The organism is Streptomyces sp. NPDC004134 (assembly GCF_042874195.1).
Taxonomy (GTDB): Bacteria; Actinomycetota; Actinomycetes; order Streptomycetales; family Streptomycetaceae; genus Streptomyces.
In genome coordinates this window covers 58,185-70,295 of sequence record NZ_JBIAMS010000015.1, presented here as the reverse complement: position 1 = coordinate 70,295, position 12,111 = coordinate 58,185, and the positions used below count along the sequence as shown (strand labels likewise).

Below are 12,111 nucleotides of genomic sequence, written 5' to 3'. Positions count from 1 at the left end.
CTGCCCGTTCCGCCCGCTCGGTGCCCGGGCCCGCAGCGCCCGTCTCCCCTGTCCAACCAGCTCGATTCCCGCTCACGATCGCACACGAACACCCGGGCGCCCGCACGTTGGTGCGATCTTTCCCGCCGTCCGGGGTCTTGCCTCCCGCCGCCGCGCCCTCTACGTTTTGCGATCGGACATCCCACCTCCTACGTCCCATGACTTCGGAGTCGCCCCATGCGCACCTCGACCAGCCTTCTCTTCCTCTCCGCGACCGCCCTCCTCGGCACTCTGGCCGCGGGCCCCGGCACGGCGGCGGCCGACGCCGGGGCCACGGCGTCCGGCAAGGCCCGCTGCACCTCCTCCGTCCCCTACAGATCCGGCGAGGGCGGGTACGACACGTACCGCATCCCGGCCACCGTGAAGACCCGCGGCGGCTCCCTCCTCGCGTTCGCCGAGGGCCGCGTCGGCGGCGCCGGGGACACCGGCAACATCGACGTCGTCGTCCGCCGCTCCGAGGACGGCGGCTGCACCTGGGGCCCGATGTCCGTCGTCGCCGCCGGCGGCGGCGACACCCGCGGCAACCCGGCGCCCGTCGTCGACCCGAAGACCGGCGACCTGGTGCTCGTCACCTCGTTCAACAGCGGCAAGGTCACCGAGGCGCAGATCATGCGCGGTGAGGTCACCGCCGAGCAGAGCCGGCGGGTCTTCGTGCAGCGCTCCACCGACGACGGCCGCACCTTCGGCGAGCCGCGGGAGATCACCGCCGACGTCAAGCTGCCGCAGTGGCGCTGGTACGCGACCGGGCCCGGCCACGCCGTCGCCCTCAAGCACGGCCCGAACCGCGGCCGGCTCGTCATCCCGTCGAACCACTCCACCGCCCCGCCGGCCGGCTCCGCGGACACCGGGCAGGAGGCCAAGTACTACGGCGCCCACGCCATCTACAGCGACGACGGCGGCCGCACCTGGAAGATGGGCTTCATCGACGACCGGTACGAGGGCGAGATCAACAGCAACGAGAACATCGCCGCGGAACTGCCCGACGGCCGCCTGTACTTCAGCACCCGCGACCAGAACGGCACCACTCCGGGCAACCGCCTCGACTCCTACTCCAGCGACGGCGGCACGAGCCTCGACCGGCCGTACCAGGTGCAGCCGGACCTCAACGAGGTACCGGTCGTCCAGGCGAGCGTGCTGCAGCCCGTGGGGCGGCACGCGCCGCTGATCTTCTCCGGGCCCTCGAACCCCGTCAAGCGGGAGAAGATGGCGGTCTGGCGCAGCGACGACGCGGGGCGCAACTTCACCAAGGTGACGACGCTGTCGCAGCAGCCGGCCGCCTACTCGGACCTGGTGCAGGTCAACGGCCAGACGATCGGGGTGCTGTACGAGACGGGCGCGGCCGGGTCCTACGAGACGATCGAGTTCCGCCGCTTGGACCTGCGGAACTTCGGCGGCTGACGCCCCCGGCGGCGACCGGCGGTGCCTGACGGCCGGCCGGTCGCCGCCGGCGGGAGCCGAAAGACCGGCGGGAGGGCGCCGGGCCATCCCCCTGGCCCGCCCCTCCCGCCGGCGTACGGTGCCGGGGCCCGTCAGCGCAGCCCCGCGGCGGCGAGGTGCTTCTCCACCCGCCGCACCTCCTCGGTGTCCAGCGGGATCTGCGGCAGCATCGTCGCCGGGCAGTCGATGACCCCGCGCAGATGCAGGGCCGCCTTGAACGCCCCGAGCGCCGACGAGCTCATGCCCATCCGCGCCGGGTCACCGCTCCTGACCATCCCGAAGAGCGCGAGCAGCCGCTCCTGTTCGGTCCTGGCCGACTCCCAGTCGCCCTCCCGCGCGCTGCGGTACAGCCGTACGTAGCCGTGCGGGTCGACGTTGCCGAGGCCGGGGACGACGCCGTGGGCGCCCATCGCCAGCGCGCTGTCCACCATCGTCTCGGAGCCCGTCAGCGCGGAGAAGCCCGCGACCTTGTCCCGGACGCCGACGATGACGCGGCGCAGCCCCGTCTCGTCGCCGCTGGAGTCCTTCAGCCCGGCCAGCACCCCGTCGGCGGCGAGTTCGAGCACCAGGTCGTGGCCGAGCTTGGTGTGCACAGACGCCGGCAGGTCGTAGGCGTAGACCGGCGCGCCGGTGCGGCCTGCGACCTCGCGGTAGTGCCGGTCGATCTCCGCCGGGTGGGTACGGGTGTAGAACGGCGCGGTGACGACGAGCGCGTCCGCGCCGGCGTCGAGCGCGCCGCGGGCGTGGTCGAGCACGCGCGGCGTGGTCATGTCGATCGCGCCGGCGAGCACGGGCAGTTGGCCGCCGACGTGCCGTACCACCGTGTCCACCACGGCCCTGCGCTGCTCGTCCCTGAGGTAGGCGGCCTCCGAGGACGAGCCGAGCACGAAGAGCCCGTCGACGCCCCCCGCCACGAGGAAGTCCACCAGCCTGATCAGCGAGGCGGTGTCCACCTCGGCGTCCGGCGTCAGGGGGGTGCAGACGGGCGGTACGACGCCGGTCAGGTGGGTGGGACGGGTCATGCGCTCTCCTTCGCTTGGATCACGAGATCACGGGTGCTCTCCCCGGCGGCCACCGGATGGTGGCAGCGGAACCGGTGGGACTGCGCCGCCTGCGTGACCTCCGGCATGGCCGCGGCGCACTCCGCCGTGGCCTTCCAGCACCTGGTACGGAACGGGCAGCCGCTCGGCGGCCGGGTCGCCGACGGCACGGGGCCGACGAGCGGGATCGGGTCGATGGGGTCGAGGAGCCCCGGCGTCGCCGAGAACAGCGCCCGCGTATAGGGGTGCCGGGCGGTGTCCGTGCTGTGCTCCGCCGGGGAGTCCGAGCCGGAGCCCAGCGCCACCGCCGGCGCCTCCTCCACGATCCTGCCCAGATACATGGTGATGACGCGGTCGCTCATCCGCCGCACCGTCTGGATGTCGTGCGAGACGAACACCAGCGCCAGGTTCAGCCGCTCCTTCAGATCAAGCAGCAGGTTGAGGATCTGCGCGCGTACGGACACGTCCAGCGCGGACGTCGGCTCGTCGGCCACCACCAGGTCCGGCTCCAGCGCCAGGGCGCGGGCGATGGCCACCCGCTGCCGCTGCCCGCCCGACAACTGGCCCGGCAGCGCGTCCGCGAGCACCGGCGGCAGGCCGACGAGGGCCATCAGCTCCCGCACCCGCTCGGTGCGCTGGGCGGAGGTGCCGCGGCGGTGCACGTCGAGCGGGTCGCGGAGGATCTGCCGGATCGGCAGCCGCCGGTTGAGGGCCGTCGACGGGTCCTGGAAGATCATGCCCGCGCCGGTGCCGATGGCCGTACGCCGCTCGCCGCCGTCCATCTTCCAGATGTCGCGGCCCCGGAACTCCACCGTGCCGGCCGTCGGTTCCTGCACCCCGACCAGCACCTTCGCCAGCGTCGACTTGCCGCAGCCGGACTCGCCGACCACGCCGACCGTCTCGCCCGCCGCGATCGTCAGGTCCGCGCCGGTCAGCGCGTACACCCGGTCGCGGGCGAACAGGCCGCCGGTGCGCGCCCGGTGCACCACGTGCGCGTCCCGTACGGTGATCAGCGCCGGCGGCGCACCGCCGCCCTCGACCAGCGAGTCGCCCTCGACCAGGGGCTCGCTGGCCAGCTCGCCGATCGGCCCCGGGCCGCCGCTGTCCTTCGCGCTCATCGCAGCGCCTCCTTCTCCGCCTCGCCCGCGGCGGCGACCGCCGGCTCGACCGCCGGGTGGTGGCACGCCACCTCGTGCTTGCGTTCCTCGCCGACCAGTTCGGGCGCGGTGTCCAGACAGGCGCCGCTCGCCATCGGGCAGCGGTCGGCGAACCGGCAGCCCGCCGGGAAGTCGGCCGGCGAGGGCACGACGCCGCGGATCTGCGTCAGCCGCTCCTGGGCCGACTCCAGCGACAGCACGGAGCCCAGCAGCCCGCGGGTGTAGTGGTGGGAGGGCGTCTCGACGAGGTCGGCGGTGACGCCGGTCTCGACGATCTGCCCGCCGTACATGACGACCACCCGGTCGGTGACGTCCGAGATCAGCGCCAGGTCGTGGCTGACCAGGATGAGCGCGAAGCCCAGCTCCTCGCGCAGCCGCAGCAGCAGCTCGATGACCTGCGCCTGGACCGTGACGTCGAGCGCGGTCGTGGGCTCGTCGGCGACGATGAGCTTCGGGTTGCGCGACAGTGCCATGGCGATGAGCACCCGCTGCCGCTGCCCGCCGGACAGTTCGTGCGGATAGCTGCGCAGCGTACGGTCCGGGTCCAGGCCCACCAGCTCCAGCAGTTCGGTCGCGGTGCGCGTACCGCCGCGCCGGATCAACTGCTTGAGCTGGGCGCGGATCGTCATCGCCGGGTTGAGCGAGCTGAGCGCGTCCTGGTAGATCATCGCCATCTCGTGGCCGAGCAGCCTGCGGCGTACCCGCATCGGCAGGCCGACCAGCTCCCGGCCGTCGAAGACGACGCTGCCGCGCACCCGCGCGCCGGCCGGCTCCAGACCCATCACCGTCAGCGCCGTCAGCGACTTGCCGCAGCCCGACTCGCCGACGAGGCCGAGGACTTCACCGGGCCTGACGTCGAAGCTGATGCCGTCGACGATGTCCACGCCCGCGTGCCGCTTGTCGAAGCCGATGGCCAGGTCCCTGACCGCCAGCACCGGCTCGCCGCCGGGCAGCGGCCGGGCCCGTGCACGCAGCCGGCGTGCGGCCTCGGCGAGACCCGGCAGCTCCAGCACCTTGCCGGTGCCGGGCACCGCGGCCTCGATCCGGTCCTCGGCGCCGGCCTTCTTGACCGCCACGTTCTCGGACCGCCGGGAGGCGGGCGCCGCCCAGGCGTCCGAGATGCCCTCGGAGAGGATGTTGAGCGCCAGCACGGTCAGCAGCATGAGCAGGCCCGGGAAGACCGTGGCCCACCAGCCGCCGAGCAGCACCATGTTCTTGCCGTCCGCGATGACGCTGCCCCACGACGGGTCCGGCGGGCGGACGCCCGCGCCGATGAAGGACAGCGACGCCTCGAAGACGATCGCCTCGGCGACCTGCACGGTGCAGAACACCAGGATCGGCGCGGCGCAGTTGATGGCGACGTGCTTGACGATGATGTGCGGCGTACGGGCCCCGATGACCCGTTCCGCGGTCACGTAGTCCTCGCCGTACTGGTCCAGCACGTTGGCCCGGACGACCCGCGCGATCGGCGGCACGTACAGGAACGCGATGGCGCACACCAGCACCGGGATGCTGCCGCCGAAGACGGCGACGAGCACCGCGGCCAGCGCGATCCCCGGGAACGCCATGACGATGTCCAGGCAGCGCATGACGAGTTCGTCCACCGCCTTGCGGGAGGTGGCGGCGATCGCCCCGAGTACCGCGCCCACCACCAGCGCGAGCAGCGTGGCGCCCAGCCCGATGATCAGCGACCAGCGGGCCCCGTACATCAGCCGGCTGAGGATGTCGCGGCCGAGGCTGTCCTGCCCCATCCAGTGGTCGGCGGACGGGTGTCCGGTGCCGCCGGACTGCGCCTGCTGGTCCAGCGGGTCGTGCGGGGCGAGCAGCGGCGCGAACACCGCGACCAGCACCACCAGGGTGAGCAGGCCCAGCGAGATCCGGGACGTCCAGGGCAGCCGGGAGAGCCCGCGGAGCCGCAGGCCGGGCCGGGACAGCCGCTCCGTGAGCTTCTGGCGGCCCCCGAGGGTGGCGAGCATCAGGCGGCACTCCTCAGTCGGGGGTTGACCAGCAGATAGAGGATGTCGATCACGAGGTTGACGACGACGAAGGCGACGGCGACGGTCAGCACCACGCCCTGGACGACCGCGGGGTCGCCGTTCTTCACCGCGTTGATCATCAAGGTGCCCATGCCGGGCAGCGAGAAGATCGTCTCGATCACGACCGCGCCGCCGAGCAGATAGCCGACCCGGAGGCCGAGCACGGTCAGCGGGTTGACCAGCGCGTTGCGCAGCACGTTGCGGCCGACCACGACGACCGGCGGCAGGCCGCTGCCGATCGCCGTGCGGACGTAGTCCTTGTCCAGCTCCTCCACCACCGCGGTGCGGACGATGCGGGTGAGCTGTGCGGCGACGTGCAGCGACAGCGCGATGGCCGGCAGCGTCATGGTCTTGAGCCAGCCCGTGAAGGAGTCGCCGGGATTGACGTACCCCCCGGAGGGGAACCACCCCCAGTCCACCGCCAGGTACTGGATCAGCAGCAGCGCCACCCAGAAGGCGGGCGCGGCGACGCCGATCAGCGAGACGATGCGGATCACCTGGTCCGGGATCCGGTCGCGGTAGATCGCGGCCGTGACCCCGAAGAGCACCGACAGCACTATCGCGATGGCGAGCCCGAGGAAGGTGAGCTGCATGGTCAGGGGCAGCGCGGTGGTCACCTGGTCGATGACCGGCCTGCCGTTGAGCGCGCTGAGCCCCATGTCGCCCTTGAGCAGGTCGCCGACGAAGGCGGCGTAGCGGACGGGCAGGGGGTCGTTGAGCCCGTGCTCCTCGCGGTAGTCCTCAAGCTGCTGCTCGGTGGGGTTGGCACCCTGGAAGTTCGCCACCGCCGGGTCGATGTCCGAGAAGCGCATGACGAGGAAGACGAACAGCACGATCCCGAGCATCAGCGGGACGAGCAGGGCGATGCGGCGTAGCAGCATCCTGGCGATCTGGGCCACGTACGTGAGCTCCTAGCCTTGACTGACCGTGACGGCCCCGCCCTACGCGGGCTTGGCCTTGAGGAGGTTGATGCCGGGGTAGGGCTGCGGCTGGATCCCGGTGATCTCGCCGTCGTCCCAGGCGGTGAGCAGCTCGGTGTGGACCACGGGGTAGATGACCGCGTTCTCGGCGATGACGTCCAGGTACTCCTGCGTCATCTGCTTCTTCTTCTCCTGGTCCGGCTCGCGCGTGGCCGCGTCCATGAGCCGGAACAACTGCTTGGCCTGTGACGCCTGGGCCCAGCGGGAGTAGTCCATCCAGACGTTCTCGGCGGTGTAGTTGTAGCGGAGGATCAGATCCGCGTCGATGCCGAGCTGGTTGGGGTTCGAGGCGGAGGCGACGACCTGGTAGTTCGCCTTCTGGTCCAGCTTGGTGAAGAGGGCGGAGGTCTCCTGCGGTTCGAGCGTGGTCTCCACGCCGATGGCGTCCCAGGACTCCTTGATGGTCGGGATGCAGTCCGCGATCCAGCTCACGGTCGACGCCATGAGCGTCACCTTCAGCCCGCTGACCCCGGCGTCCTTCAGCAGCGCCTTGGCCTTGTCCGGGTCGTAGCCGTAGACGGTCTTGGCCGCGCGGTACGTGGGGTTGCCCTCGTCGAGGAAGGAGCTGGCGGCTTTGCCGTAGCCCCTCAGACCGGCCTCGATCATCTTGTCGGTGTCGATGGCGTAGTGCAGCGCCTGGCGCACGCGTACGTCGTCGAAGGGGGCCCGCTCGGTGTTGAAGAGCAGGAACATGTGGTTCATCCCGGCTCCGCCCTCGACGGTGAGGCCGTCCTGCTCCAACTGCTTCACGTTGGCGTAGGGGATGTTGTCGGAGATCTGCGCGCCCGCGCTCTCGCCGGAGATCTTCGCGACCCGGGGGGCGGCGTCCACGATGGACAGCCAGTTCATCTTCTTGAAGTTCGCCTTGCGCGGGCCGTTGTAGTCCGCGTACGCCTCGAAGGAGGTGTTCGACAGCGGCTGGTTGGCCGTCATCTTGTACGGTCCCGAGCCGACGGCGGCCTCGGGCAGGCCGGTGTCCAGGTCCTTCCAGGCGCCGGACTTGCCGAGGATGTGCTTGGGCAGGATCTTCGCCAGGGTGAGCCGGGAGAGACCGTCCGGGAAGGGGAAGGCGAGCACCAGGTCGACGGTGTTGTCCCCGGTCTTCCTGACCTCCTTCAGCCAGCCGGCGAAGAACCCGTGGGTGAGGGTCTGGGTCTTGGTGTCGAGTATCCGGTCGAACGTGAACACGACGTCGTCGGCGGTGACCGGCTTGCCGTCGTGCCACGTCGCCCCGTCGCGCAGGGTGAACGACCAGGTGTCCGCGCCGGTGTCGGCGGGCAGCTCGGTCGCCAGCGCGGGGAAGGGCTCGCGGGTGATGGGGTCGGTGTCCAGCAGCCCCTCGAAGATGTGGTGGTTGGCCGCCACGGAGAACGCGGACGCGGTCAGCGTGGGGTCCCAGCTCTGGTCGTTGCCGTATCCGATGACGGCGGTGACGGAGTCCCCGCCGCCGCCCCCGCCGGTGTCCGAGGTCGAGTCCGGACCTCCGGAGCAGGCGGCCAGCGCCGGCGCCATGACGCCGAAGGCGCTCAGCGCCCCGCCGTACTGCAGCACTCGCCGGCGGTCGACGCCCGGCTCTGGTGATACGTCGCTCACGGTGCCTCCAGGAGGGGAAAAACAGGAGATGGCGCCGCGCCTGTCCCTGTCCCGGGGAAAGGCGGGGTCGTGGGAGGTCCTACGTTCTACCTCTTGGCGGTGAACATAGAAGTTGGCCGGGAGGCAGGTCAAGAGGTCGGCGGCAAGCGTTATCGGGTGTCGATCCCGCCCGAGCCGCCCGAGCCGCGCGCGCCGGCAGCGCAGGCCGCTGCGCTCGACGGGGCGGGAGTCACGGAGTGGGGAGGTTGCGGTGGCGGACGGAGGTGAGCCAGGACTCCACGCGGAGCCGGTCCGGGGACTCCGGCAGGGGGCTCGCGGGCAGGGCCCCGTCGAGGCGGGTGGCCAGCTCCGCGGTCCACACCGTCACTTCGTCCCAGGTCAGCTCGCCGCGCCCGACCGCGAGCAGCCGCTCGCGGTACGGGCCGACGTCGACGCACAGCTCACCCGTACGCAGCAGCGCCTCCCCGCTCAGCAGCAGCCGCAGCAGGTGCGCCACGTGCTTCCACCGCACCTCGCCGGTGCGCTCACGGCGCGCGCGGGCCCGGGCGAGCTGGCGGTACGCGTAGCGGCCGAACGTGCGGTGGAGCTGCCGGGACAGGAACGCCGGGCTGATCTCGCGCAGTTCCGCGCCGAGCGGGGTGCACCGCTCGACCAGCGGGGAGTGGAGCACTTCGAGCAGGTTCGGATTCCCGTCGAGCGCGAGCGCGCAGCAGCGCTCCACCTCCCAACTGAACTGCTCGGGCAGCGGCCCCTCCCAGTGCGGCGGCGGCTTCTCCAGCCGCCAGAACCACTCCGTCGGCGCGACGTACACCCCGCGCCGGTCCGTGTCGGACGCCGGCGTCGCCAGGCCGAAGGCGCGCGAACCCGCCACCACCGCGAGGATGGTGTGCTTTTCGACCAGCAGTCCGCCGCGCTCCACCCGGCCATCCTCGCCGGGCCGCGCGGCCGCCCGCCAGGGGTTTTACGGGCCGGGCCGCCGCCCCCGGGTCACGACACCTGCGGCAGTACCTCGGCCGCGATCAGCTCCAGGTGGTCCAGGTCGGACAGGTCGAGGATCTGGAGGTAGAAGCGCTGCGAGCCGGCCGCGCCGTAGCGGCCGATCTTCTCGACCACCTCCGCCGGGGTGCCGGCCAGGCCGTTCTCCTTCAGCTCCGGCACCTGCCTGCCGATGGCCTCCGCCCGCCGCGCCACCTCCGCGTCGTCCTTGCCGACGCAGGCGACGAGCGCGTTGGAGTACACCAGGTCGGACGGCGCCCGGCCGGCCGCCTCGGCCGCCTCGCGGACCCGGCCGAACTGCCGCTCGGTGTCCTCCGCCGAGCTGAACGGCACGTTGAACTCCGCCGCGTAGCGGGCGGCCAGCGCCGGGGTGCGCTTCGGGCCCATGCCGCCGATCAGCACGGGCAGCGGCGCCTGCACCGGCTTCGGCAGCGCGGGGGAGTCCTTCAGCTCGTAGTGCGCGCCGGAGTAGCTGAAGGTGTCGCCGGTCGGCGTGCCCCACAGCCCCGTCACGATCGCGAGCTGCTCCTCCAGCCGGGCGAACTTCTCCTTCGGGAACGGGATCCCGTACGCGGTGTGCTCGTCCTCGAACCACCCCGCCCCGATGCCCATCTCGACCCGCCCGCCGGACATCTGGTCCACCTGCGCCACCTGGATGGCCAGCGGCCCCGGCAGCCGGAAGGTCGCGGCGGTCATCAGCGTGCCGAGCCGGATCCTGCGGGTCTCGCGGGCCAGGCCCGCCAGCGTCACCCAGGCGTCCGTCGGCCCGGGCAGGCCGCTGACGTCGCCCATCTTCAGATAGTGGTCGGAGCGGAAGAAGGCGTCGAAGCCGAGGTCTTCGGTGGCGCGGGCCACGGTCAGGAGGGTCTCGTACGAGGCGCCCTGCTGCGGTTCTGTGAAGATGCGGAGATCCATGGGAGCCATTGTGCGCCAGCCGTGCCCGGCGGCTTCCCGGGGCACGGCGGCGGTGCATAGAGTGCAGTCACCGCACTGCCCGGCTTGCCGCTAGGGGGTCAGGATGACGGTCGTCTACCGCGCGCCGGAAGGGGACGACGGACTGGAGTTCACGGTCCGGCTGACTCCCGAGGAGACCACGGCGCTGACCCGCGAGGCCCGGCTGCTGGCGGAGATCGTCGACAGTTGCCTGTGGGCCCTCGGCATGCTCCGTACGGGCGTCAACTCCCGCGACGCCGGCGGCCCCGCGCCCATCCCGGGCGACTGGTACGCCGCCCTGCGCGACCTGGAGCGCATCGCGCCCCGGATCGAGGGCACGCGGGACGCGGTGATCCGGGCGCTCGCCGAGTCGGGCGAGGGCACCGACCGGCTGGCGCACGCGATGCACACCGACGAGGAGGCGGCGTTACGGCGCCGGGCGGCCGTGCTCGGGAACCCGCCGTCGGAGTGGGAGACCTGGGCGGCGAAGGGCGCGGCGGACTGATCGCCGCAGCACCCCTTCATGCCGTGCACCGCGTCGCGCGAGCCCGGTCCTCAGGCCCGTTCCACCAGCACCGCCGAGCCCTGTCCCACCCCGACGCACATCGTCGCCAGCCCCCGCCGCGCGCCCGTACGCACCATCCGGTGCAGCAGCGTCGTCAGGATCCGCGCCCCCGAGCAGCCCAGCGGGTGGCCCAGCGCGATGGCACCGCCGTCCGGGTTGACCGTCTCGGGGTCCAGCCCCAGCTCGTCCACGCACGCCAGCGACTGCGCCGCGAACGCCTCGTTCAGCTCGGCGGTCTCCACGTCCGCCACCGACCAGCCCAGCCGGTCCAGCGCCTTGCGCGTCGCCGGCACCGGCCCGATGCCCATGACGTCGGGGTGGACGCCGGCCGATGCCCCGGCCGCGTACCGGCCGAGTGACTCCAGGCCCAGGTCCGCCAGCGCCTCCTCGCTGACCAGCAGCAGCGCCGCCGCCCCGTCGTTCATCGGCGAGGAGTTGCCCGCGGTCACGCTGCCGCCCGCGCGGAACACCGGCTTCAGCTTCGCCAGTTGCCCCGCCGAGGTGTCCTCGCGGATGCACTCGTCCGCCGTCACCGGGCCGGCGTCGGGTCGTACGACCGGCAGCAGCTCCGCGTCGAAGTGCCCTGCCGCCCGCGCCGCCGCGGCCCGCCCGTGGCTGCGCAGCGCGAACTCGTCCTGCCGCGCCCGCCCCACCCCGTACTTCCCGGCGACCTCCTCCGCCGTCTCGCCCATCGCGAGCAGCCCGTGCAGGTCCCGCATCCGCGGGTTGACCAGCCGCCAGCCCAGCCGGGTGTCGGCCGTCGCCATCGCCCGCGGCAGCGCCTCGTCCGGCCGGGGCAGCACGAACGGCGCGCGGCTCATCGACTCCGAGCCGCCGGCCAGCACCACGTCCGCCTCGCCGGCGGCGATGGCGCGGGCGGCGGTCGTGACGGCCTCGAGGCCCGAGGCGCAGAGCCGGTTGAGGGTGGCGCCGGGGACCGAGTCGGGCAGGCCGGCCAGGAGGGCGGCCATCCGGGCGACGTTGCGGTTGTCCTCGCCGGCCTGGTTGGCGGCGCCCCAGTAGACGTCGTCGATACGGGCCGGGTCGAGCGCGGGAACGCCGTCGAGGAGCCCGCGGATCACCCCCGCGGCGAGGTCGTCGGGGCGCACGGCGGACAGCGAGCCGCGCAGCTTCCCGATCGGCGTGCGGCGGGCGGCGGCGAAATGGACGGTGCGCACGGCGGGCCTCCCCATTGAAACTAGCGGCGCTAGTTTCGGACTATAGCCCGCGCCCCGGTCCGCGGCCAGGATGCCCCGCGAAGCACCATCCGCCCGCTTCCACGGTGATCGCTTACGATCGAACACGTTGTCCCGGACGCCCGCGAAGCCGATGCGA

At 72.5% G+C, this 12,111-nt stretch carries 10 protein-coding genes; 2 read left to right on the top strand and 8 right to left on the bottom strand.

What is annotated here, in order from left to right; all coding sequences use genetic code 11:
- Positions 1-216: 216 nt before the first annotated feature.
- Entirely contained in the window at positions 217-1,437 is a 1,221-nt protein-coding gene (locus ACFYVJ_RS19860; protein WP_388893099.1) for an exo-alpha-sialidase, read from the top strand.
- 131 nt (positions 1,438-1,568) lie between these two features.
- On the opposite strand, the gene ACFYVJ_RS19855 is transcribed toward ACFYVJ_RS19860, so the two are convergent.
- From ACFYVJ_RS19855 to ACFYVJ_RS19825, 7 genes are all read right to left on the bottom strand, one after another.
- Entirely contained in the window at positions 1,569-2,498 is a 930-nt protein-coding gene (locus tag ACFYVJ_RS19855; RefSeq protein ID WP_388893097.1) for a dihydrodipicolinate synthase family protein, read from the bottom strand.
- Complete coding sequence (locus tag ACFYVJ_RS19850; protein ID WP_388893095.1) at positions 2,495-3,634, bottom strand: oligopeptide/dipeptide ABC transporter ATP-binding protein; 1,140 nt, start codon at positions 3,632-3,634, stop codon at positions 2,495-2,497. The genes ACFYVJ_RS19855 and ACFYVJ_RS19850 overlap by 4 nt, the downstream gene beginning before the upstream one ends.
- Entirely contained in the window at positions 3,631-5,649 is a 2,019-nt protein-coding gene (locus ACFYVJ_RS19845; RefSeq protein ID WP_388893093.1) for a dipeptide/oligopeptide/nickel ABC transporter permease/ATP-binding protein, read from the bottom strand. Before ACFYVJ_RS19845 ends, ACFYVJ_RS19850 begins: the two co-directional genes overlap by 4 nt.
- Positions 5,649-6,590: an ABC transporter permease gene (locus tag ACFYVJ_RS19840; protein WP_388893305.1), complete on the bottom strand. Its 942-nt coding sequence runs from the start codon at positions 6,588-6,590 to the stop codon at positions 5,649-5,651. Before ACFYVJ_RS19840 ends, ACFYVJ_RS19845 begins: the two co-directional genes overlap by 1 nt.
- A 60-nt stretch (positions 6,591-6,650) precedes the next feature.
- Positions 6,651-8,201, bottom strand: coding sequence for an ABC transporter substrate-binding protein (locus ACFYVJ_RS19835; RefSeq protein ID WP_388893303.1), 1,551 nt, complete (start codon positions 8,199-8,201; stop codon positions 6,651-6,653).
- A 310-nt stretch (positions 8,202-8,511) separates the two neighbouring features.
- Complete coding sequence (locus ACFYVJ_RS19830) at positions 8,512-9,201, bottom strand: DNA polymerase beta superfamily protein (RefSeq protein WP_388893091.1); 690 nt, start codon at positions 9,199-9,201, stop codon at positions 8,512-8,514.
- A gap of 68 nt (positions 9,202-9,269) precedes the next feature.
- On the bottom strand, positions 9,270-10,193 hold the full coding sequence (locus ACFYVJ_RS19825) for an LLM class F420-dependent oxidoreductase (protein ID WP_388893088.1): 924 nt from the start codon (positions 10,191-10,193) through the stop codon (positions 9,270-9,272).
- A 103-nt stretch (positions 10,194-10,296) separates the two neighbouring features.
- On the opposite strand from ACFYVJ_RS19825, the gene ACFYVJ_RS19820 reads away from it, so the two are divergent.
- Positions 10,297-10,716 carry a hypothetical protein gene (locus ACFYVJ_RS19820; protein ID WP_101425356.1) on the top strand — a complete coding sequence of 140 codons (420 nt, stop codon included), beginning with the start codon at positions 10,297-10,299 and terminating at the stop codon, positions 10,714-10,716.
- A 50-nt stretch (positions 10,717-10,766) separates the two neighbouring features.
- Here the strand turns inward: ACFYVJ_RS19820 and ACFYVJ_RS19815 are convergent, their stop codons facing one another.
- Positions 10,767-11,954, bottom strand: a complete 1,188-nt coding sequence (locus tag ACFYVJ_RS19815; protein ID WP_388893086.1) for a thiolase family protein — start codon at positions 11,952-11,954, stop codon at positions 10,767-10,769.
- Positions 11,955-12,111: the final 157 nt, after the last annotated feature.